The organism is Ancylobacter vacuolatus, from assembly GCF_030813595.1.
In the GTDB taxonomy this organism is placed as follows: domain Bacteria; phylum Pseudomonadota; class Alphaproteobacteria; order Rhizobiales; family Xanthobacteraceae; genus Ancylobacter; species Ancylobacter vacuolatus.
This window is the reverse complement of the sequence record NZ_JAUSUH010000004.1, coordinates 36,260-56,839: the sequence shown is the minus strand read 5'-3', so window position 1 is coordinate 56,839 and position 20,580 is coordinate 36,260. Positions and strand designations below refer to the sequence as shown.

20 protein-coding genes are annotated in these 20,580 nt (G+C 67.8%); 11 read left to right on the top strand and 9 right to left on the bottom strand.

What is annotated here, in order from left to right; translation table 11 throughout:
- Positions 1-10: 10 nt before the first annotated feature.
- The 3 genes from J2S76_RS10725 to J2S76_RS10715 form a co-directional block, all read right to left on the bottom strand.
- The gene (locus tag J2S76_RS10725) at positions 11-568 is read right to left on the bottom strand and encodes a DinB family protein (RefSeq protein WP_307060300.1); all 558 of its coding nucleotides are present in this window, start codon (positions 566-568) and stop codon (positions 11-13) included.
- A gap of 566 nt (positions 569-1,134) precedes the next feature.
- Positions 1,135-1,353 (bottom strand): hypothetical protein, encoded by a 219-nt coding sequence (locus J2S76_RS10720; RefSeq protein WP_307060298.1) that lies wholly within the window; start codon positions 1,351-1,353, stop codon positions 1,135-1,137.
- A 255-nt stretch (positions 1,354-1,608) separates the two neighbouring features.
- Positions 1,609-1,815 (bottom strand): hypothetical protein, encoded by a 207-nt coding sequence (locus J2S76_RS10715; RefSeq protein ID WP_307060296.1) that lies wholly within the window; start codon positions 1,813-1,815, stop codon positions 1,609-1,611.
- A 221-nt stretch (positions 1,816-2,036) separates the two neighbouring features.
- Here J2S76_RS10715 and ndk point away from each other — a divergent pair, with 221 nt between their 5' ends.
- From ndk to J2S76_RS10695, 4 genes are all read left to right on the top strand, one after another.
- Positions 2,037-2,459: a nucleoside-diphosphate kinase gene (ndk, locus tag J2S76_RS10710; RefSeq protein WP_018390338.1), complete on the top strand. Its 423-nt coding sequence runs from the start codon at positions 2,037-2,039 to the stop codon at positions 2,457-2,459.
- A 359-nt stretch (positions 2,460-2,818) separates the two neighbouring features.
- Positions 2,819-3,520 carry a TerC family protein gene (locus J2S76_RS10705; RefSeq protein WP_307060294.1) on the top strand — a complete coding sequence of 234 codons (702 nt, stop codon included), beginning with the start codon at positions 2,819-2,821 and terminating at the stop codon, positions 3,518-3,520.
- A 164-nt stretch (positions 3,521-3,684) separates the two neighbouring features.
- Positions 3,685-4,428, top strand: a complete 744-nt coding sequence (locus tag J2S76_RS10700) for a TerC family protein (protein WP_307060292.1) — start codon at positions 3,685-3,687, stop codon at positions 4,426-4,428.
- A gap of 63 nt (positions 4,429-4,491) precedes the next feature.
- Positions 4,492-6,576, top strand: a complete 2,085-nt coding sequence (locus tag J2S76_RS10695) for a molybdopterin-containing oxidoreductase family protein (protein WP_307060289.1) — start codon at positions 4,492-4,494, stop codon at positions 6,574-6,576.
- Positions 6,577-6,591: 15 nt separating this feature from the next.
- Here the strand turns inward: J2S76_RS10695 and J2S76_RS10690 are convergent, their stop codons facing one another.
- Positions 6,592-6,864, bottom strand: a complete 273-nt coding sequence (locus J2S76_RS10690; RefSeq protein WP_307060287.1) for a hypothetical protein — start codon at positions 6,862-6,864, stop codon at positions 6,592-6,594.
- Positions 6,865-6,927: 63 nt separating this feature from the next.
- Between J2S76_RS10690 and J2S76_RS10685 the strand changes: the two genes are divergently transcribed.
- Together J2S76_RS10685 and J2S76_RS10680 are read left to right on the top strand one after the other, a co-directional pair.
- Complete coding sequence (locus J2S76_RS10685; RefSeq protein WP_307060285.1) at positions 6,928-7,260, top strand: hypothetical protein; 333 nt, start codon at positions 6,928-6,930, stop codon at positions 7,258-7,260.
- Between the two features lie 203 nt (positions 7,261-7,463).
- A complete protein-coding gene (locus J2S76_RS10680) occupies positions 7,464-8,291 on the top strand; it encodes a transglutaminase-like domain-containing protein (RefSeq protein ID WP_307060283.1) in 828 nt (275 codons plus the stop codon).
- A 4-nt stretch (positions 8,292-8,295) separates the two neighbouring features.
- Here J2S76_RS10680 and purN read toward each other — a convergent pair whose 3' ends face one another.
- From purN to J2S76_RS10660, 4 genes are all read right to left on the bottom strand, one after another.
- Entirely contained in the window at positions 8,296-8,949 is a 654-nt protein-coding gene (gene purN, locus J2S76_RS10675; protein ID WP_307060281.1) for a phosphoribosylglycinamide formyltransferase, read from the bottom strand.
- A gap of 13 nt (positions 8,950-8,962) precedes the next feature.
- The gene (gene purM, locus J2S76_RS10670) at positions 8,963-10,042 is read right to left on the bottom strand and encodes a phosphoribosylformylglycinamidine cyclo-ligase (RefSeq protein WP_307060279.1); all 1,080 of its coding nucleotides are present in this window, start codon (positions 10,040-10,042) and stop codon (positions 8,963-8,965) included.
- Between the two features lie 87 nt (positions 10,043-10,129).
- Positions 10,130-11,278, bottom strand: a complete 1,149-nt coding sequence (locus J2S76_RS10665; protein ID WP_307060277.1) for a benzoate/H(+) symporter BenE family transporter — start codon at positions 11,276-11,278, stop codon at positions 10,130-10,132.
- 78 nt (positions 11,279-11,356) lie between these two features.
- On the bottom strand, positions 11,357-12,103 hold the full coding sequence (locus J2S76_RS10660) for a class I SAM-dependent methyltransferase (RefSeq protein ID WP_307060275.1): 747 nt from the start codon (positions 12,101-12,103) through the stop codon (positions 11,357-11,359).
- Between the two features lie 228 nt (positions 12,104-12,331).
- Between J2S76_RS10660 and J2S76_RS10655 the strand changes: the two genes are divergently transcribed.
- The 5 genes from J2S76_RS10655 to J2S76_RS10635 all read left to right on the top strand — a co-directional run bounded on the left by J2S76_RS10655 (position 12,332) and on the right by J2S76_RS10635 (position 19,442).
- Positions 12,332-13,459, top strand: coding sequence for an AI-2E family transporter (locus J2S76_RS10655; RefSeq protein WP_307060272.1), 1,128 nt, complete (start codon positions 12,332-12,334; stop codon positions 13,457-13,459).
- A 2-nt stretch (positions 13,460-13,461) separates the two neighbouring features.
- Positions 13,462-14,199, top strand: a complete 738-nt coding sequence (locus tag J2S76_RS10650; RefSeq protein ID WP_307060270.1) for a P-loop NTPase family protein — start codon at positions 13,462-13,464, stop codon at positions 14,197-14,199.
- Positions 14,200-14,335: 136 nt separating this feature from the next.
- Positions 14,336-16,507, top strand: coding sequence for an RNA degradosome polyphosphate kinase (locus tag J2S76_RS10645; RefSeq protein WP_307060762.1), 2,172 nt, complete (start codon positions 14,336-14,338; stop codon positions 16,505-16,507).
- A gap of 4 nt (positions 16,508-16,511) precedes the next feature.
- Positions 16,512-18,029: a Ppx/GppA family phosphatase gene (locus J2S76_RS10640; protein ID WP_307060269.1), complete on the top strand. Its 1,518-nt coding sequence runs from the start codon at positions 16,512-16,514 to the stop codon at positions 18,027-18,029.
- 102 nt (positions 18,030-18,131) lie between these two features.
- Complete coding sequence (locus J2S76_RS10635; protein WP_307060267.1) at positions 18,132-19,442, top strand: ATP-binding protein; 1,311 nt, start codon at positions 18,132-18,134, stop codon at positions 19,440-19,442.
- Here the strand turns inward: J2S76_RS10635 and rnd are convergent.
- Positions 19,378-20,571: a ribonuclease D gene (gene rnd, locus J2S76_RS10630; protein ID WP_307060265.1), complete on the bottom strand. Its 1,194-nt coding sequence runs from the start codon at positions 20,569-20,571 to the stop codon at positions 19,378-19,380. The genes J2S76_RS10635 and rnd overlap by 65 nt on opposite strands.
- Between the last annotated feature and the right edge of the window lie 9 nt (positions 20,572-20,580).

Below are 20,580 nucleotides of genomic sequence, written 5' to 3'. Positions count from 1 at the left end.
CCGCCGCCCTTCAGATCTGGCGGGAAGCGCCGTTTTCGCGCTGGAAGGCGATCAGGTCGAGCGAGGGCGCCGCGGATTTACCGAGTAACCCGCTGATAAGACAATGAACCTGGCCGCGATGGTGGGTCTGGTGGTTGAACACATGGTCGAGAACGGGCGCCAGAGTCTGGGTGAAGCGGGTGCCGGCGACATTGGTATAGGTGAGGTCACCGGCCAGCGTGGAGGCGTCGAGGCCGCCGACATAGGCCGCGATGCGCGCATCTTCCGCCGCGCGGGCCGGCGTCAATTCCGCCAGTGTTTCGAACAGGATGGCGTCGAGGCCGGCGGGCTCTTCGCCGCTGCCGGTGATCCGGCGCAGCCACAAACGGTCGGCGACCAGAATGTGGTTCAGCGTGCCATGCACCGAGCCGAAAAAGGCGCCGCCATCGGCGCGGTACTGGGCCTCGCTCAGCTGGGCGGCGGCGGCGTAGAGGCGCCGATTGGCCCATTCATTATAGGCGGCGAAATCGCGGTAGCGGAGGGTGATGAGGGCCTCGAAACGGGTCTCGGATGGTGTGTCGGTCGTCATCCCTAGCGGTCTCCGTGGCGCCGGCCCTTGCCCTCTGAGGGCGCCAAGCCATTGACGGCATTATGCATTGCCGCACGGGCGCTGACCAATTCGCAGTGGTGATGGAAGCCATCACCGCGCGCGCGGCTGACCACTGAAGCCGCACAAGGAAACGCCCCGGCCCTGCGGGAAGCAGGAGCGGGGCGTTTGCGTCGGGCCTCCGCCGGGTCGGCGGGAACGGCGGGTGCCGTCGGCTATCCGTTGCCGGAATGTGCTTATATTGCAGGGGGATGGACAACGGGCGCTGAACGGGCCGTTGGCTGTTGTTCATCTTGAGCGCCGGGGCGGCGCGGACAAAAAAGTGCCCCGGCTCCTTGGGGGAGAAGCCGGGGCTGATGGGCTCGCGTTGGGGCTTGGGGGAGTGGGGATGCCGCGAGCCTAACCTTGTGAAACGAGTGGCGAGTGAGTGCAGTGAGGTGGAGTGTCAGGCCGATGAGGCCAAACAGACCCGGCAAAAATGACCAGTCACAACGAAGCAGGAAAAGCGCATCAGCCGAACCTGCCCGGGCCGATCGAGAAGGGGTGCCTTAGTAGCAGACGGGACGCTCGACCTCGACCATGCGGCCGGCATCACTGACCCAGCGCGACTGCATCACGCAGTCACCGGCAATCTGCTCGACCGGAATTTCCACAGTCGCTACCGGCAGCTGGCGCTTGAAATAACCGGTGGCGTCGGCCGCACCCACGAACAGGGCGGTAAACCCCATGATGGCGGCAACAGCACTGATGGCAATGGCCTTGTACATCTCGGCACCTCATCCACCTGCCGGTGGATGACCCACCGGAATTCACATCGTCATTGCGTCGCTCACGACTGCGGAAGGAAACGCGAGGCACGAAACTCCGGGTACCGCGCCGCCACTCTTCGTGGCCGGCCCGGCGGAACGAAACGTTTCGCGTTCGTTCATCCGTATTCGCCTCATTCCGTCCGTTAACACACCCTTAACGTGCGAACTCCCGGCGAAGTTCCAAGAGGCGATCATCAAGTCGTGATCGCGCGATTATTCGGCGAATACGCAGCGGGTTTCCTTCACCCAGCGCGGCGCCCCCTCGGAGAACACGGCACGACGCTCCAGGAAGCAGGTCTTGTAGCCGGCCGGCTGCCGGGAGGGGTCGGTCGTCGCGTCGGCGACGGGCAGGAAGGGCAGGGCGAGAAGGCCGACAAGAACCGCCGCCAGAGCCAACGCGGCGACAACACACTTCTTCATGGGCGAACATCCTGGGCTGCGGCACCGGCCGCTCTGTTGCTAAACAAATGAGCGCGCGAGGGTTCCGCCGCAAGGCGTGGGTTTCTTATCCGAACGATCCGCCCACAGGGTGGACGCTTGCTTGTCGAAAACGCCGCCCGCGCTTCTCTTGTCCGCAGGCGGAGGCGCCGCTATAAGCCGCTGCGAACCTTTCGCCCCCTTGTATTTTCAGGAAGCACGTCATGGCGCTCGAGCGCACTTTCTCCATCATCAAGCCCGACGCCACCCGTCGCAATCTCACCGGCGCGATCAACGCCACCATCGAGAAGGCCGGCCTGCGCATCGTCGCGCAGAAGCGCATGCTCCTCACCCGCGCCCAGGCCGAGACCTTCTATGGCGTCCACAAGGAGCGCCCCTTCTTCGGCGAGCTCGTGGACTTCATGATCTCCGAGCCGATCGTCGTGCAGGTGCTGGAAGGCGAGGACGCCGTCGCCAAGTATCGCGAAGTGATGGGCGCCACCAACCCGGCCAATGCGGCGGAAGGCACCATCCGCAAGGAATTCGCCCTGTCGGTCGGCGAGAATTCGGCCCATGGCTCCGACAGCCTGGAGAATGCGCAGATCGAGATCGCGCAGTTCTTCGCCGGTAACGAGATCGTCGGCTGACCTTCGCGCCGTCCGACCTCGGCAGCGTTACACCCCGTCCGGCTTGCCGGGCGGGGTGTTTCTTTGTGCGAAGCAGCGTAGAGTAAGCGTTCGCAGCAACGATAATTGGCAAAATGCGGTATTCGGGCTTGGCCACCGCATGGATTATTATGTATGTTCCCTAGATGGGCGCTGCGGGGGTCCGGCCATGGAGAAGTGGCCCGCAGCGGGGATGCCGTTTAATGGCGCGCCAAGAGCGCCCGGGAGTGGGCCCGCCGGAGCCACCTCCTCTTGCCTCACCAGAAAAAATGGCGCGCCAACGCCGAAACAACTGACTGGAGTCCCGCCCGCATCCGGGCGGGAGGTGAGGGAATGACCACATGGATTATCTTGAGCCGCTCTTCTGGCTAGCACTTCTCAAAATCATCTGGATCAACGTCCTGCTTTCCGGCGACAACGCCGTCGTCATCGCCATGGCCTGCCGCTCGCTGCCCGACAAGATGCGCCGCACCGGCATGGTGCTCGGCGCCGCCGTCGCGGTCGGTATGCGTATCGTGTTCACCGCCATCATCGCCGTGCTGCTGGGCCTGCCCTGGCTGCGCATCGTCGGTGCGCTGGCGCTGATGTATATCGCGGTCGACCTCGTGCTGCCGGAAGAGGGCGAGGAAGGCGGCGTCGCCGCGCATGACAATCTGTGGCGCGCGGTCGGCACCATTGCGGTCGCCGATCTGGTGATGAGCCTCGACAATGTCGTCGCCATCGCCGCGGTCGCTGATGGCAACTGGACGCTGATCATCATCGGCCTGGTCATTTCCATCCCGATGATCATTGCCGGCGCGGCGCTGATCATGGGCCTGCTGGCGCGCTTCCCCTTCCTGGTGTGGGCCGGTGCGGCGCTGCTGGGCTGGGTCGCGGGCGAGATGTTCGTGTCGGACATCAAGGTGCTGGACTATTTCGGCGAAGCCGTGGTCCACCATTACGAATACGCGGCGGCGGCGGCCGGTGCGGTGATCGTGCTCGGCACGGGCTGGGCCCTTTCCCGGCTGAAGGGTCCGCATGCGGCGGGGCCGCGCGGCACCTGATCGAATCGGGACTCCCTCCCACCGGCGCCCGCGACCTCACCCGTCGCGGGCGCTTCCGATTGAGCGGAGCGTTCTGGCGTACTTAATAATGTATTCCAGAACTGCCGCCGGTGGGCCGGGCGTTCCTACCTGACCTTTGGATTCCGACCCTCGGAGAGGACACGATGGATTTCTCAAGCCCGATCTTCTGGGTGGCGCTGCTCCAGATCATCTGGATCGACCTGCTGCTTTCCGGCGACAATGCCGTGGTCATCGCGCTGGCCTGCCGCTCGCTGCCCGAGAAGCAGCGCAAATGGGGCATTCTGCTCGGCGCTGGCGCGGCGGTGGGTCTGCGCATCGTCTTCGCCCTCGTGGTCTCCTACATGCTCGGCGTGCCGTTCCTGAAGGTGGTCGGCGGCGTGCTGCTGTTCTGGATCGCCATCAAGCTGGTGCTCGACGAGGGCGCCGAGGGCCATCATGTCGAAGGCGCCGACAGCCTGTGGAAGGCCGTTCGCACCATCGCCATCGCCGACGCGGTGATGAGCCTCGACAATGTGGTGGCGATTGCCGCCGCGGCGCGCGGCCATGCCGAACTGTTCATCTTCGGCCTGCTGCTCACCATCCCGCTGATCGTGTTCGGCTCGCAGCTGATCCTCAAGCTGATCTCGCGCTTCCCGATCCTGATCTGGTTCGGCGCCGCGCTGCTCGGCTGGATCGCCGGCGAGATGCTGGTGAGCGACAAGGTGGTGCTGGAGACCATGCAGGGCATGGCCCCGTGGCTGGTCGACGTGATCGCCGACCCCGAGGACCCGGTCGGCCTCAAGCCCTCCGCCATCCCGCATTATCTCGCGGCCGTGGTCGGCGCGATCTTCGTCATCAGCTTCGGCTGGATCGTGAAGAGCCGCCGCGGCGAGGCAACCGCGCACTGAGCCTGACCGCACAGGTGTAAAAATCGAGGCGCTCCGCTAGGATAATGGCGGAGCGCCTTTTTCATGAATCAGCACATCTCGCCTGTCCGTACCGGCTTTTCCGCCTGCCCGCATGACTGCCCCTCCACCTGCGCGCTGGAGATCGAGGTGGCGGAGGGGCGCATCGGCCGCGTGCGCGGCTCGCGCGACAACAGCTTCACCGCCGGTGTCATCTGCGCCAAGGTCGCGCGCTATGCCGAGCGGGCCAACCACCCCGACCGGCTGACCCGGCCGCTGCGCCGTATGGGGGCGAAAGGTGAGGGCGCCTTCGCCCCGATCGGCTGGGACGAGGCGCTGGACGAGATCGCCCACCAGTTTCGCGAGGCGGAAAAGCGGCACGGGCCGGAAGCGGTCTGGCCCTATTACTATGCCGGCACGATGGGACTGGTGATGCGCGACGGCATCAACCGCCTGACCCGCGCCAAGGGCTATTCGCGCTTCTTCTCAAGCATCTGCGTCAACCCGGCCTGGAGCGGCTTTCTCGCCGGCACCGGCAAGCTCGCCGGGCCGGACCCGCGCGAAATGGCCAAGAGCGACCTTGTGGTGATCTGGGGCACCAACCCGGTCGCGACCCAGATCAATGTGATGACCCACGCCATCCGCGCCCGCAAGGAACGTGGGGCGAAGATCGCCGTGGTCGATGTCTACCGCTCGCCGACCATGGAACAGGCCGACCTTCCGATCCTGATCCGCCCCGGCACGGATGGTGCACTGGCCTGCGCGGTGATGCATGTGCTGTTCCGCGACGGGCTGGCCGACCGTGCCTATCTCGCCGCCTTCGCCGACGACCCGGCCGGGCTGGAGGCGCATCTGGCCACCCGCACGCCGGAATGGGCGGCTGACATCACCGGCCTGCCAGCTGATGAGATCGAGGCCTTCGCCCACGCCATCGGGCGGACGCCGAGAACCTTCATCCGTGCCGGCTATGGCTTCACCCGCTCGCGCAATGGCGCGGTGGCGATGCATGCGGTGAGCTGCATCCCGACCATAACAGGCGCCTGGAAGCATGAGGGCGGCGGCGCCTTCCATTCCAACAGCGCCATCTATGGCTGGAACAAGCGCATGGTGGAGGGGCTGGATATCCCCACCACGGCGCGCGAGCTCGACCAGTCGCGCATCGGCGACATCCTCGCCGGCGACGCCGAAGCGCTGCTCGGCGGGCCGCCGGTCACCGCGATGCTGATCCAGAACACCAACCCGGTCTCCATCGCGCCCGACCAGGAGACGGTGCGGCGGGGATTCGCGCGGGACGACCTGTTCGTCGCCGTGCATGAGCAGTTCATGACCGAAACGGCTGGCATGGCCGACATCGTGCTGCCGGCGACCATGTTCACCGAGCATGACGACCTCTATCAGGGCGGCGGCAATCAATATGTCATTCTTGGCCCCAAGCTGGTGGAGCCGCCGGGCGAGTGCCGGACCAATCACGAGGTGATCGGCGCGCTGGCGCAGCGCCTCGGCGCCGCGCATGAGGGTTTCGCCATGAGCCCGCGCCAACATGTCGACTGGCTGCTGCAGGCGAAGGGGCGCGGCACGGTGGACGAACTGGAGGAAAAGCGCTTCCTCGATGTGCAGCCGGATTTCGCCACCGCCCATTATGTGAAGGGCTTCAACTGGCCGGACGGAAAATTCCGGCTGAAGCCGGACTGGGCGCATTCGCGCTTCACCTCGCCGGGCAAGTTCGGGCCGTATCGCGACATGCCGCAATGGCCGGACCATTGGGCTGTGATCGAGGAGGCGAATGAAGACTACCCGTTCCGCCTCGTCACCGCGCCGGCGCGCTCCTTCCTCAACTCCACCTTCACCGAGACCGAGGGCTCGATTGCGCGCGAGAAGCGGCCGGAACTGCTGCTCCACCCCGAGGACGCCGCCGGCCTTGGCGTGGAGGAAGGCGACCTGCTCTCGGTGGCCAGCGCGCGCGGCGAGGTGTTGCTGCATGCCCGCCTGTTCGACGGGCTGCGGCGCGGCGTGGTGGTGGCGGAATCGATCTGGCCGAACCGCGCGCATGAAGGCGGGCGCGGCATTAACAGCCTCACCGGCGCCGACCCCGTCGCCCCCGCCGGCGGCGCGGCGCTGCACGACAATAGGGTGCGGATCGGGAGGGCGTGAGGGGGGCGGCCGGTTTTACTCCGGGCGCTCTCCGGCAGCGGTCGTCGCCAGGCGGGTGTCCACCCACGAACGTATTCCGCGCTCGTCGGCACGCTGCAGGATGGTGCGAAGTGTGTCGCTGAAATCGCTGCCGGCGGCTGCTTCTTTCGCAATGGCGAGGGGGCCTATGTGGAGCAGGTCCGCCAGCCAGAAGCTAATGTTGTTGTCGCCTTCGCGGGACGCCATGCGGATTTCTATGAAGGCATCGTATAGAAGTTTGCATATCCGATTCAGGTTTGCGTTTTCCACGGTTTGGTCTCCCGTCCTTGAGGCTGCTCCGGTAGAGCGTTTGGTACGTTGTTGAGAGGCGACATGCCGAAGATCAGGGATATGCTGTCGCCCGAGGATGTCGATATGGTCGGCCGTGCGGTAAAAGCCGCGACTGAGGGCGACTTCTTCCCCGAAATAGAGTTCTCCACGATATTCGGCATCGATAGAGCGACGTTGCGGCGCGTCTATGTGGGCTGGCCTGAGCCAGAGATGGACTTGCGGGACTTCAGGCTCGCTGTGCTCGACACGCTGAACAACCTGACCGGTTATCCCCACAACATGGATGACGAACTCGCCTACTACGTGCCTGAGGGCATCGATGGGCTTCTAAGGGTGCAGCGCGAACTGAGAGCCCGCTGGCCGGGCGGCCATTAAGGGCGGCCGCTTGCATGGCCTGCGTTGGCACGGGTCACGCCGGGAGCGCACGCGATGGTGGCCGGAAGAGGGGAGGGCAGCGCCGCCTCGGCCGCGAAATGCGCCGCTGTCGCAAATTTACGACCCAAGAGGTGGTAACTGAGGGGAACCGATCGACCCTGTCGGCGTCATATCGACATCTCTCCTCGCAGCGGAACCGCCCCATGAGATTCAACGTCGCCTCCCGGCTCGCCTATGAGGTGCGCGACAGGGCCGTCTTCATCCTCAACATCGAGGCGGCGGCGCTGCGCCACCAGACGATTCTGTCGGAATCGCTGCGGCTCACCCCCGCCTTCGCGCTGGAAAGGCATGATCTGGCGGGCGGCACGCGGCTGGTGCGCGTGGTGGTGGAGCCGGGCCGGTTCGAGGTCGCCTATGACGCGACGGTCGAGCTGGCGATGCTCGATGCCGACCCCTCCCATGTCAGCGAGACGCCGGTGGCGGAGCTGCCGCTGGCGGTGGTGCCGTTCCTCAACCCCAGCCGCTACTGCCAGTCCGACCAGCTCGGGCGCTTCGCCTATCACCAGTTCGGCGGCCTGCCGCCCGGCCATGAGCGGGTGACGGCGATCTGCAACTGGATCTACGACAATGTGGAGTATCTCAGCGGCAGCACCAATTCCGAAACCTCGGCCTATGACACGATGGTGCAGCGCGCCGGGGTGTGCCGGGATTTCGCCCATCTCGGCATCGCCTTCTGCCGCGCTTTGTCGATCCCCTCGCGCTTCGCCAGTTCCTATGCCTGGCAGCTCGACCCGCCGGACTTTCACGCCGTGTTCGAGTGCTATCTCGACGGCGCCTGGTATGTGTTCGATCCCACCCGCAAGGCGGCGCTGCAGGGGCTGGTGCGGATCGGCGTCGGCCGCGACGCGGCGGATGCCGCCTTCGCCACTATCTATGGCGACGCTGTCATGACGGACATGCAGGTATCGATCGCCCCGCTCGACGAGGTGGCGCACGCCGCGCCGACGCTGCGGGCGGTGGGAATCGCTTAGGCGCTCAGCCGACCGGGGGCACGACCAGCGCCGGCGGGGCGAGGGTGAACTCGTCGAGGGCGACGCGGCCCTCCACCAGCCGGGCGCGGCCATCGGCGACGAGGCGCAGCGCGGCGGGGTAGATCAGATGCTCCTGCGCCAGCACCCGGGCGCCGAGCGTGTCGGGCGTGTCACCGTCCAGCACCGGCACGGCGGCCTGAATGAGGATGGGGCCGACATCCATTTCCGGCGTGACGAAATGCACGGTGCAGCCATGGATGCGCACGCCCTCGGCCAGCGCGCGCTCATGGGTGTGCAGGCCCTTGAAGCTCGGCAGCAGGGCCGGGTGGATGTTGAGCATCCGCCCCGTCCACTTCTCCACGAACGGGCCGGTGAGCAGGCGCAGGAAGCCGGCGAGGCAGACGAGATCGGCCTGCTCCTCCGCCAGCACCGCGTCCAGCGCGGCGTCGAACGCGGCGCGGTCGGCATGGGCCTTGTGGTCGACCACGCGGGTCGGGATGTTGCAGGCCTGCGCGCGGGCAAGGCCATGCGCGTCCGGGCGGTTGGAAATCACCACCGCGATCTCGGCCGGAAAGTCCGGCACGGCGGCGGCCTCGATCAGCGACATCATGTTGGAGCCGCGCCCGGAGATGAGGACGGCCACGCGGGGTTTGGTCATGGCGCCGTCCGGCTCAGAGCGGCGTGTCGAGGGTGAGCGTGCCGTCATAGACGGTGTGCGCCGCGCCCTCGCCGGGCTCGATGACGCCGAGATGCACCACTTCCTCGCCACCCTCGGCGAAAGCGTCGGCCACGGTCTCGGCGTCTTCCGGGGCGCAGACCACCACCATGCCGATGCCGCAATTGAAGGCGCGCAGCATTTCTTCCGGCGCCACATTGCCGGTCTGCGCCAGCCAGCGGAACACCGGGGGAAGGTGCAGCCCGTCAAGGTCGATGCGGCCGATCGTGTGCTTGGGCAGCACGCGCGGCAGGTTCTCGGTGAGGCCGCCGCCGGTGATGTGGGCGAGCGCCTTCACCTTGCCGGTGGAGCGGATGGCACTGAGCGCCGACTTCACATAGAGCCGGGTGGGGATGAGCAGCGCCTCGCCCAAAGTGAGGCCGCGGGCGAAGGGGGCGGGCGAATCCCAGGCGAGGCCGGACAGCTCGACGATGCGGCGCACCAGCGAATAGCCGTTGGAATGCACGCCTGACGAGGCGAGGCCGAGCAGCACGTCGCCGGGGCGCACATTGGGCGAGGGCAGCAGTTCGCCGCGCTCCACCGCGCCGACCGAGAAGCCGGCGAGATCGTAGTCGCCTTCCGCATACATGCCCGGCATTTCAGCCGTCTCGCCGCCGATCAGCGCGCAGCCGGCCTCGACGCAGCCACGGGCGATGCCGGCGACGATGGTGGCGCCGACCTCGGGGGCCAGCTTGCCGGTGGCGAAATAGTCGAGGAAGAACAGCGGCTCGGCGCCCTGCACCACGAGATCGTTGACGCACATGGCGACGAGGTCGATGCCGATGGTGCCGTGCCGGCCGGTCTCAATGGCGATCTTCAGCTTGGTGCCGACGCCATCGGTGGTGGCGACGATGAGCGGGTCCTTGAAGCCGGCGGCCTTGGGATCGAACACCCCGCCGAAGCCGCCAATGTCGGCATCGGCGCCCGGCCGGCGGGTCGCCTTGACCAGCGGCTTGATGAGATCGACCAGCCGGTTGCCGGCGTCGATGTCGACGCCCGCATCGCGATAGCTGAGGCCCTTGTCCGTACCGCTCATCTCATGCCCTCTCGGAATGCTGGCGGCTTAGCTGCTTATGGCGCGGCGGGCAAGGTCGCGGGCGGCTTTCCCCCGCACGCTGCGGCCTCAGGCCCGGCGCCCGGCATGCTCGATGCCCAGCGCGGTGAGGCCGGCGGCCAGCCCCCAGAAGGCTGAGCCGAGGCCGAACAGCGACAGGCCCGAGGCGGTGACCGCCAGCGTCAGCACGGCGGGAAAGCGCTTGGCGACGTCGCCCATCGCCGAGGCCAGCGCATTCACCAGCGGACCGAGCAGAGCGAGCCCGGCGAAGGTGGCCACCAGTTCGCGCGGCAGGGCGGCGATCAGCGCCACAGCGCCGGCACCGAAGCCGGCGAGCACGACATAGCTCAGCGCATAGAACGGCGTCGCCAGCCAGCGCTTGGCCGGGTCGGGATGGGTGTCCGGCCCGGTGCAGATCGAGGCGGTGATGGCGGCGAGATTGCTGGTCAGCGAGCCGATGGGCGCGGTTATCAGCGAGGCGATGGCGGTGGAGGCGAGGATCGAGGGCGCCGGCGGCTTGTAGCCGGCCGCCTGCAGCACGGCGAGGCCGGGCAGGTTCTGCGAGGCCATGGTGACGATGTAAAGCGGGATGCCGACGCCGATCATCGCCTGCAGGTCGAAGTGCGGCACGATCAGTTCAACCGTCGGCCATGGCACGCCGTCAGGCAGCGGGCCGACCCGGCCGAGAATGAAGGCCAGCGCGATGCCGAGCACCAGCACCGCCAGCACGGCGCCGAAGGGGCTGATCCGCCGCGCCACCAGGAACAGCAGCACCAGTGGCAGCACGAGCAACGGGTCGGTCTGCCCGGCGGCGAACACGCCGGTGCAGAAGCGGAACAGCACGCCCGCCAGCATGGCAGCGGCGATCGCCACCGGCAGGCGCTGCACCAGCGCGCCCAGCGGCTTCACGGCGGCGGTGACGAGGATCAGCGCGCCGGCAACGATGAACGCGCCCACCGCCGGCTCGATGGTGAGGCCGTGCGAGGCGGCGATCAGCGCCGCGCCGGGCGTGGTCCAGGCGGTGATGATCGGCATGCGGTGGCGCCAGCCGAGCCAGGCCGAGGTCGCCGCCATCGACAGGCACAGGCCGATGACGCCCGAGGTGATCTGTCCCGGCGTGGCGCCGAGCGCCTGCGCCGCCGCGACAATAAGGGTGAGCGTGCCGCCAAAGCCGACAAGGGCGGCGACGATGCCTGAGGTGACGACAGAGGAACGCATGCGGCGGATCCGAACAGCGCCGGGCCGGCGCGACGACGCCTTTTGGCACGCGCGGCCGGCGCCGTCATCAGGGATGGCTCACACCGGCGGAGCAAGGCCGCCGAGGGGAATGAACTCGGGGGACGCCGCCTCGACCGGTCCGCCGTTCCAATCGCCCAGCCAGCGCTGCACGCTCAATCCGGCCTGGGTGATTCGCCGTTCAAGATCGGTCTTCGGGGTGAAGCGGATGCGGCTCTGCGCGGAGAGGGTGCGCCCGTCGTCCAGGCGATAATAGGTGCCGTAGGTGACGATGCCCGAGAGCTCGTCGCAACGTGCGGTGTTCCACGCCTCGATCCGGCCATGGGCGGGGTGATCGAACTCCCGCCGCGAATTCTGCGGCTGCCACTCCTCCCATTCGCGGACGGCCGGGTTGCGGCTGTCGAAGATGAAGCGCCCGCCCGGCGCCAGGTGTTCGGCGAGGGTGGCGAGGGCGGCGCGCTGGTCGTCATCGGTGAGGAACACCTGGAAGGCGTGGCCGGTCAGCACGATGAGATCGAACTGCCGGCCAAGGCGTAGCGTGCGGGCATCGGCGGCGATCCACTCGACGCCCTCCGTGCCCGGGCGGGCCCGGGCTACGTCGAGCATCGCGGCCGCCGGATCGACGCCGACGCGGACGGGATTGGCCAGCCCCGCCAGAAACGCCCCGGTCCCGCAGCCGAGATCGAGCACCGAGCCAACCCCGCGGGCAAGGTCGGCGCAGAAGCTGCGGTCGGCGCCCCAATCATTCTCGGCATCGTAGAACCCAACCAGCGCTGCGTCGTTATAGAGTGGGTCGTCGTCCAGCATGCGTTCTTCCCCGTGTGGCCCTTCAACCGCCTCCTGGCAGGGCAATGGGCGAGGGAAGGTGCCGCCGCCCCCGCTGTCAATATCGCCGGGGGGCGGGCGCGCGCTGTGAATGGCGGGGGCGAGCGTGCCGTCGGTGCGGCTTGTGCATCGCACGGGCGCCGTTTTCCTGTATTTATGTGCGCGAGGCGATGCCGCGAGGCGCGGGCCCGGGCGAGAGGCGGTCAACGAATGGCGTGGCACAAGCAGGTGATGTTCTGGCTGACCGTGCTCGGTCTGTTCATTGCTGCCTCATGGCTGCTGAGCAGCGTGCTGCTGCCCTTTGTCGCCGGCTTGGCGCTCGCCTATTTCCTCAATCCGGTGACGACGCGGCTGGAGCGCTGGGGCGTCAACCGGCTGGTGGCCTCGCTGGCGACAATCACCCTGACGCTGCTGCTGGCGATCCTGCTGATGCTGCTTGTGGTGCCGATCTTCGGCTCGCAGCTCGCCGCCTTCATCCAGCGCCTGCCGGAATATATCGGCAAGCTGCAGAACCTTTTGACGGGCGAGGGCGAAAAGGCCGCGTGGCTGCGCGAGTTCGTCGGCGACAAACTGCCGAGCGTGCAGACCGGGCTGAACGAGCTGGTGTCGCAGGGGGCCACCTACATGCTCACCCTGATCCAGGGGCTGTGGACCGGCGGGCAGGCGCTGCTCTCGGTGTTCTCGCTGCTGGTCATCACCCCCGTGGTGGCGTTCTACATTCTCAATGACTGGTACAGCATGGTCGAGAAGGTGGATTCCTGGCTGCCGGTGCGCCACCGCGCCACCCTTCGCGGCCTTGCCGGCCAGATGGACGGCGCCATTGCCGGTTTCGTGCGCGGCCAGTCGCTGGTCTGCCTCATCCTCGGCAGCTTCTACGCCATCAGCCTGACCATGACCGGGCTGAATTTCGGCTTCGTCATCGGCTTCGTCTCGGGGATCATCACCTTCATCCCCTATGTCGGCTCGCTGACCGGGCTGGTGCTGGCCGGCGGCGTTGCCATCGTGCAGTTCTTCCCCGACTACTCGATGATCGCCATCGTCATCGGCATCTTCGTGTTCGGCCAGTTCATCGAGGGCTACATCCTCTCGCCCAAGCTGGTGGGCGATAGCGTCGGACTGCACCCGGTGTGGCTGATGTTCGCCCTGCTGGCCTTCGGCTATCTGCTGGGCTTCCTCGGCCTGCTGCTGGCGGTGCCGCTGGCGGCGGCGGTGGGGGTGCTGGTGCGCTTCGCCATCAATCAATATCTGGAAAGTCCGCTCTATACCGGGGAGGGCGAGGCGGAACTGCACAGTGCCCCCGCGCCGGTGCCCTATTTTCCCGAAAGCCGGGTGCGCTGAGCATGGCCAGCCGGCAGCTTGCCCTCGATCTGCCCCATGCCGACAGCCGCTCGCGGGACGATTTCCTGCCCGGCCTCGCCAATGAGGCGGCGCTGGCGCTGATCGATTCCTGGCCGGACTGGCCGGCCCGCGCGGTGGCGCTGGTGGGGCCGGCGGGCTCGGGCAAATCGCATCTCGCCGCCATCTTCGCCGAAGCCTCGGGCGCGAAGGTCATTCCGGCGTCGGCGCTCGACATCGCCGCCGTGCCCGGCCTGCTCGCCAGCGGCGCGCTGGTTCTGGAGGATCTGGGCGAGGGGCCGGTGCCTGAGGCAGCGCTGTTTCACCTGCTGAACCTGGTGGGCGAACAGAAGGCGGGGCTGCTGATCACCTCGGCGCGGCTGCCCTCGACGCTGTCGGAAACCCTCGCCACCGCCGATCTCGCCTCGCGGCTGCGGGTGCTGCCGGTGGTGCGGCTCGGCCCGCCGGATGAGGAATTGCTGGCGGCGGTGGCGGTGAAGCTGTTCGCCGACCGGCAGATCCTTCCCGACGAGGCGCTGCTGGCCTACCTTCTGCCTCGCGTCGAACGGTCCATTGCCGGGCTGCGCGATGTCGTCGCCGAACTCGACCGCGAGGCGCTGGCGCGCAAGCGCCCGCTGACCCGGGCGCTCGCCGCCGAACTGCTGCGCGGGCGGGCGGATGCCTCCGACGAGGCGGAACCGGCAGCCGGCGAAATTGTCCTCAACGACTTGACCATAGGTTAAACCCGACATGTCATCCAGCCGTCACGATGCCCAGCGACCTTCGCGCCGGACGAAGCGGGCCCCCCGCAAAGAGGATGGAGTGGCGACGGTGAGCGAGACGGAAATGCAGGGCGAGCCGATTGCGGAACTGACCGAGATGGCCATTCAGCCGACGGTGCCGCCCCGTCCGCTGGAAGACGAGCTGATGAAGGCGCCGGAGCGCTTCATCAACCGTGAACTGTCCTGGCTCGAATTCAACCGCCGGGTGCTGGAGGAAGCCGCCAACTCCGAGCACCCGATGCTGGAGCAGCTGCGCTTTCTCTCCATCTCGGCCAATAATCTCGACGAGTTCTTCATGGTCCGCGTCGCCGGCCTGAAGGAACAGGTGCGCGAGGGCTACACCGCCCGCAGCCCGGACGGGCTGAACCCGATCGAGCAGCTGGCGCGCATCGGCGTGGCGGCGGCCGAACTCGCCGAGGACCAGCAGGCGCGCTGGCGCGGGCTGCGGCAGTCGCTCATCGGCTGCGGCATCGTGCTGGTGGACGGCGCCGATGTGGAACGCGCCGACCGGGCGGTGCTCGACGACTTCTTCCTCGCCCATGTCTTCCCGGTGCTGACCCCGCTCGCCATCGACCCGGCGCACCCGTTCCCGTTCATCCCCAATCTCGGCTTCTCGCTGGCGCTGCAGCTCTCGCGCATCCATGACGGGCGCATGATGAACGCGCTCATCCGCGTGCCGGCCAAGATCGACCGCTTCATCCGCCTGCCGGACGGCGAGGGCGGGCTGCAGCGCTTCATCACGCTGGAACAGATGATCGGCCTGTTCATCGGCCGCCTGTTCCCGGGCTATCAGGTGAAGGGCCAGGGCGGCTTCCGCGTCATCCGCGACAGCGATCTCGAAGTCGAGGAAGAGGCCGAGGACCTGATGCGCCAGTTCGAGACGGCGCTGAAGCGCCGCCGGCTGGGGCAGGTGATCCGGATGGAAATCGACGCCTCCATGCCGGAGGAGCTGCGCGTCTTCGTCGCCCGCGAGCTCGGCGTGGTGGAAGACGAGATCTTCCTCGTCGACGGCGTGCTGGCGCTGAACGAGTTCAGCCAGCTGGTCGGCGTCGACCGGCCGGACCTGAAGTTCAAGCCGTATAATCCGCGCTTCCCCGAGCGCATCCGCGACCATGCCGGCGACTGCTTCGCCGCCATCCGCGAGAAGGACCTCGTCGTCCACCACCCCTATGAATCCTTCGACGTGGTGGTGCAGTTCCTGCGCCAGGCGGCGCGCGACCCCAATGTCGTCGCCATCAAGCAGACGCTCTACCGCACCTCCTCCGACAGCCCGATCGTCAAGGCGCTGGCCGAGGCGGCGGAGGCCGGCAAGTCGGTGACGGCGCTGGTGGAGCTGAAAGCGCGCTTCGACGAGGAGGCCAATATCCGCTGGGCCCGCGACCTGGAGCGCGCCGGCGTGCAGGTGGTGTTCGGCTTCCTGGAGCTGAAGACCCATGCCAAGCTCTCGCTGGTGGTGCGGCGCGAGGGTGGGGCGCTGGCGAGCTACTGCCATGTCGGCACGGGCAATTATCACCCGATCACCGCCCGCATCTACACCGACCTGTCCTTCTTCACCGCCGACCCGGCGATCGGCCGCGACGTGGCACGCATCTTCAATTTCATCACCGGCTATGCCGAGCCGGTGGGGCTGGAGAAGCTGGCGATCGCGCCGCTGACGCTGAAGACCAAGATCCTCGACCATATCGACGCCGAGATGGAATTCGCCAAGGCCGGCAAACCGGCGGCGATCTGGCTGAAGATGAACTCGCTGGTCGACCCGATGATCATCGATGCGCTCTACCGCGCCAGCCAGGCCGGCGTGCCGGTCGAGATCGTGGTGCGCGGCATCTGCTGCCTGCGCCCCGGCGTGCCGGGCCTGTCGGAGAACATCCGCGTCAAGTCGATCGTCGGCCGCTTCCTGGAGCATGAGCGCATTTATTGCTTCGGCAATGGCCATGGCCTGCCCCATACCGGGGCGGCGCTCTACATCTCCTCCGCCGACCTGATGCCGCGCAATCTCGACCGGCGGGTGGAGTCGCTGTGCCCGATCACCAACGCGACCGTGCACATGCAGATCCTCGAACAGATCATGGTCGCCAACCTGCAGGACAACCAGCAGAGCTGGCGCGTGTTGCCCGATGGCTCCTCGCAGCGCATAGTGCCCGGCGAGGGCGAGGAAAAGTTCAACGCCCAGCAATATTTCATGACCAATCCGAGCCTGTCGGGACGTGGCAAGTCGCTCAAGGAATCCTCGCCCCGCAACCTCCTGCGCCGTCGCGATCGGACGTGAGCGCATGAGCGAAGTCTTGCGTGATGCCGGACACGGCCTGTTGTCCGGCATGTCGGTTGCTGTCATCGATATCGGTTCCAACTCTGTCCGCCTCGTCGTCTATGAACGCCTGTCGCGCTCGCCGACGCCGATCTTCAACGAGAAGGCCTCCTGCGGGCTCGGCCGCGAGGTGTTGACCACCGGCCGGCTCAACCCGGACGCGGTGGAGAAGGCGCTGGCCGCCCTGCGCCGCTTCCGGGTGCTGTGCGACCGCATGGGGGTGGGCAAGGTCTATGTGCTCGCCACCGCGGCGGCGCGCGACGCCGCCAACGGGCCGGACTTCGTCGCCGCCTGCACGGAAATCTGCCGCACCGAGGTGGAGGTGCTCTCGGGCAAGCGCGAGGCGCAGCTTTCCGCCCTCGGCATTCTCTCGGGCGTACACCACGCCAATGGCGTGGTCGGCGATCTCGGTGGCGGCTCGCTGGAACTTGCCGACCTGCACGGCCAGCGCATCGGCTCGGGCGTGACCTTCCCGCTCGGCGGCCTCGCCTTGCAGGACACGTCCGGCCGCTCGCTGAAGAAGGCCGACAAGATCGTCAAGGACCTGCTCACCAAGGAGCCGCACCTCGAACATCTCAGGGGGCGCACCTTCTACGCCGTTGGCGGCACCTGGCGCGCGCTGGCGCGGCTGCACATGTTCCAGCGCGGCTATCCCCTGCATGTGATGCACGGCTACATCATCCCCGCCCGCGAGGCGCTGGAGTTCTGCCGGCTGGTGCGGCGGGTCCCGATCGACACGCTCTCGCGCATCGACACCGTGTCGGATGTGCGCCGGCCGCTGCTGCCCTATGGCGCGCTGGTGCTGGAGCATCTGATCCGCATCGGCAAGCCGGCCAATGTCTTCATCTCGGCGCAGGGCGTGCGCGAGGGGCTGCTCTATGAGCTGCTGGAGGTGGAGGAGCGCCAGCACGATCCGCTGATATCAGCCGCCGCCGAGCTGAACGAGGTGCGCGCCCGCTCCCCCGCCCATGGCTGGGAGCTGATCGACTGGACCGACCAGTTCATGAAGAGCAGCCACATCGACGAGAGCGTCGAGGAAAAGCGGCTGCGCCACGCCGCCTGCCTGCTTTCCGATATCAGCTGGCGGGCGCATCCCGATTATCGCGGCGAGCAGAGCCTCAATCTCATCGCCCACGCTTCCTTCATCGGGGTGGATCATCCCGGCCGGGCCTTCCTCGCCCTCGCCATCTATTACCGGCATATGGGGCTGATCGACGAGGACCTGTCGCCGCGCATCCGCGAGCTGGTCACGGCGCGGCTGCTGGACCGGGCGCGCATTCTCGGCGCGGCGATGCGGGTCGGCTACATCCTCTCCGCCGCCATGCCGGGCACGCTGCCGCTGACGCCGCTGACGGTGGAGCGCGGCAAGCTGGCGCTGCAGCTGCGCGGCGACCTGGCGCCGCTGAGCGGCGACCGCATCGCCAGCCGCCTGCGCACGCTCGGCCGGCTGATCGGCCGGGAATCGACGGTTCTCGGCGGGTAGGGCCAGAGGCAAACAATACCATCCGCCCGTCTGGATTCGGGTCACCGACACGGCTAGAACCGCCTGTTATCGCAGCGTGGCTGTGCCGGCGGGGGCCGTTTCGTGCGTGAGTGCTTCGAGGATTCGTCGGCCACCCCGGCCGGCGGCGGCCGGCCCGTGCGGGTGCTGATGGTCGCGCTGGAGGGCCGGCATATTTCCAGCTGCCGGCTGCCGGCCGCCTTCGCCGCTGCCGGTGCCGAGGTCGGCGCGCTGGCGGACGCCGACAGCCTGATGTTCCGCTCTCGCCATGTAACGGCGCGCTTTCCGCTGGCGCAGACGCCGAGCGCCCGCCACCTGCTGGCCGATCTGGAACGGGCCTGTGCCGCCTTCGCGCCCGACCTGCTGGTGCCGTGCGACGAGCGCACGCTGTGGTTTCTCGATCATTGCCGGGCGCAAGGCGGCCGGCTCGGCCTCGCCGCGTTCTCGCCCGGCCTCAGGGCCTGCCTCACCCGCTCGCTCGGCCTTCTCGACACGCTGCCGGCGCGGACCCTGAAGCCGCTGACCCAGCGCCGCGCGCGCGAGATCGGGGTGCGGGCGCCGCAGGACATTCTCACAGCTACCCCGGACGCGGCGCGGGCGGCGGCGCGGCGAATCGGCTTTCCCGTGATGGTGAAGCGTCCGCGCAGCTGCGGTGGCGGCGGGGTGCGCATCTGCCGGACGCCGGTGGAGCTGGAGGCCGCCTGCGCGCTCTGGCTGCGGCCGAGATCGCTGTGGCGGCGGCTCAAGGCCCGGCTGCGGGGACGCGACTGGATGGAGCCGCCGCCGCAGCTGAGCGTGCAACCCTATATTGAAGGTCGGCTGGCGGTGACCTGCGCCGCCGCGATCGAGGGGCGCACGCTCGGCGTGCTGAGCGCGGTGGCGGAGCGGCGCGCGCGCGACATTCTGCCGGCCGATGTGCTGGCCTATATCGCGCGGCCCGATCTCGTCGCCGCCTCCGCCGCGCTCGTGGCGGCGTTCGGCGCCTCCGGCTTCGTGTCGTTCGATTTCCTGATCGACGGTAATGACGAGGCCTGGCTGCTCGAATGCAACGCCAGGCCGACGCCGATCCTGCCCTTTGGCGCGCGCGCCGGGCTCGATCTGGTGGGCGTTTTTCTCAAGGCGCTAGCCGAGGCACCGGGCGGGGAGGGCGCCGGGCCCGCTTTGACGGTGCGGGAGGAGACCCGCGTGGCGCTGTTCCCGCAGGCGCTGATTCCTGGCCCGGCCGACGCGGCGCTGCGGGGGGTGTGGCATGGCGTGCCGTGGGACGAGCCGGAGCTGCTGCGGGCGCTGCTGGTGGAACTGCGCACGGCCCGCCGCAGCGGCGCCCGGCTCACTCCTCCGGGTTCGCCCGCTCCTGAGCCGCCCGCTCCAGCGCGGTCCGCTCGATCGCGATGACACGGCCGCGCTGCATCGCCAGCGCCAGCCGGCCCGATTTCAGCGCCAAAGCGCGATCGCCGAACAACTCGCCGCGCCAGCCGCGCAGCGCGCCGACATCCGGCTCGTCCTCGGAGGCGATGCGCTCGAGATCGTCCACGGTGGCGATGATCTTGGCAGCGACGCCGTGCTGCTCGGAGGTCATGCGCAGCAGCACCTTCAGCAGTTCCACCGTCGCCGAGGCGCCGTTGGAGAGCGGCCGATCGCGCTCGATGCGCGGCAGGGTCTTGGGGTCGCGGGCCAGGCCGGCCTTGACCGCCTCGACGATCATCTCGCCGGCGCGGGAGCGCTCGAACCCCTTGGGGATGGCGCGCAGCTGGCCGAGCTTCTCGATCGTGGTGGGGTGCTGCGAGGCGATCTCGCCGATCACGTCGTCCTTGAGAATGCGCGAACGGGGCGTGTCGCGGGACTGCGCCTCGCGCTCGCGCCAGGCGCAGACCTCCATCAGCACGGCGAGGTCCTTGGGCTTGCGGGCGCGCGAGCGCAGCCGCTCCCAGGCGCGCTCGGGCTCCTGCCGGTAGGTGTCGGCGGAGGTGAGCACCGCCATCTCCTCGCCCACCCAGTCGGCGCGGCCGCGCTTCTTCAGGTCGGCGTCGAGCTTGAGGAAGACGTCGCGCAGATGGGTGACGTCGGCCTCGGCATAGGCGACATGAGCGGCGGAGAGCGGCCGGCGCGACCAGTCGGTGAAGCGCAGCGACTTGTCGAGGATTTCGCCGGTGATGCGCTGCACCAGCTGGTCATAGGAAATGGAATCGCCATGGCCGAGCACCATGGCAGCGACCTGGGTGTCGAACACCGGATGCGGGATGATGCCGGCGAGGTGCCAGACGATTTCGATGTCCTGCCGGCCGGCGTGGAACACCTTCAACACATTGGCGTCCGACATCAGCGCGAAGAGCGGCGCGAGATCGATGCCCTCCGCCAGCGCGTCGACCACCAGCGCTTCGTCCACGCTGGCGAGCTGCACGACGCAGAGCTTGGGCCAGAAGGTGGTCTCGCGCAGAAACTCGGTGTCGACGGTGATGAACGGGTGGCGAGCGAGGCGTTCGCAGGCCGCGGCGAGTTCGTCTGTGCTGGTGATCATGTTCATGTTGATTTT

Coding starts and splice junctions, on each gene's coding strand:
- J2S76_RS10725 (WP_307060300.1), bottom strand. CDS start 568: ATGACGACCGACACACCATCCGAGACCCGTTTCGAGGCCCTCATCACC.
- J2S76_RS10720 (WP_307060298.1), bottom strand. CDS start 1,353: ATGTACAAGGCCATTGCCATCAGTGCTGTTGCCGCCATCATGGGGTTT.
- J2S76_RS10715 (WP_307060296.1), bottom strand. CDS start 1,815: ATGAAGAAGTGTGTTGTCGCCGCGTTGGCTCTGGCGGCGGTTCTTGTC.
- ndk (WP_018390338.1), top strand. CDS start 2,037: ATGGCGCTCGAGCGCACTTTCTCCATCATCAAGCCCGACGCCACCCGT.
- J2S76_RS10705 (WP_307060294.1), top strand. CDS start 2,819: ATGGATTATCTTGAGCCGCTCTTCTGGCTAGCACTTCTCAAAATCATC.
- J2S76_RS10700 (WP_307060292.1), top strand. CDS start 3,685: ATGGATTTCTCAAGCCCGATCTTCTGGGTGGCGCTGCTCCAGATCATC.
- J2S76_RS10695 (WP_307060289.1), top strand. CDS start 4,492: ATGAATCAGCACATCTCGCCTGTCCGTACCGGCTTTTCCGCCTGCCCG.
- J2S76_RS10685 (WP_307060285.1), top strand. CDS start 6,928: ATGCCGAAGATCAGGGATATGCTGTCGCCCGAGGATGTCGATATGGTC.
- J2S76_RS10680 (WP_307060283.1), top strand. CDS start 7,464: ATGAGATTCAACGTCGCCTCCCGGCTCGCCTATGAGGTGCGCGACAGG.
- purN (WP_307060281.1), bottom strand. CDS start 8,949: ATGACCAAACCCCGCGTGGCCGTCCTCATCTCCGGGCGCGGCTCCAAC.
- purM (WP_307060279.1), bottom strand. CDS start 10,042: ATGAGCGGTACGGACAAGGGCCTCAGCTATCGCGATGCGGGCGTCGAC.
- J2S76_RS10665 (WP_307060277.1), bottom strand. CDS start 11,278: ATGCGTTCCTCTGTCGTCACCTCAGGCATCGTCGCCGCCCTTGTCGGC.
- J2S76_RS10660 (WP_307060275.1), bottom strand. CDS start 12,103: ATGCTGGACGACGACCCACTCTATAACGACGCAGCGCTGGTTGGGTTC.
- J2S76_RS10655 (WP_307060272.1), top strand. CDS start 12,332: ATGGCGTGGCACAAGCAGGTGATGTTCTGGCTGACCGTGCTCGGTCTG.
- J2S76_RS10650 (WP_307060270.1), top strand. CDS start 13,462: ATGGCCAGCCGGCAGCTTGCCCTCGATCTGCCCCATGCCGACAGCCGC.
- J2S76_RS10645 (WP_307060762.1), top strand. CDS start 14,336: ATGGCCATTCAGCCGACGGTGCCGCCCCGTCCGCTGGAAGACGAGCTG.
- J2S76_RS10640 (WP_307060269.1), top strand. CDS start 16,512: ATGAGCGAAGTCTTGCGTGATGCCGGACACGGCCTGTTGTCCGGCATG.
- rnd (WP_307060265.1), bottom strand. CDS start 20,571: ATGAACATGATCACCAGCACAGACGAACTCGCCGCGGCCTGCGAACGC.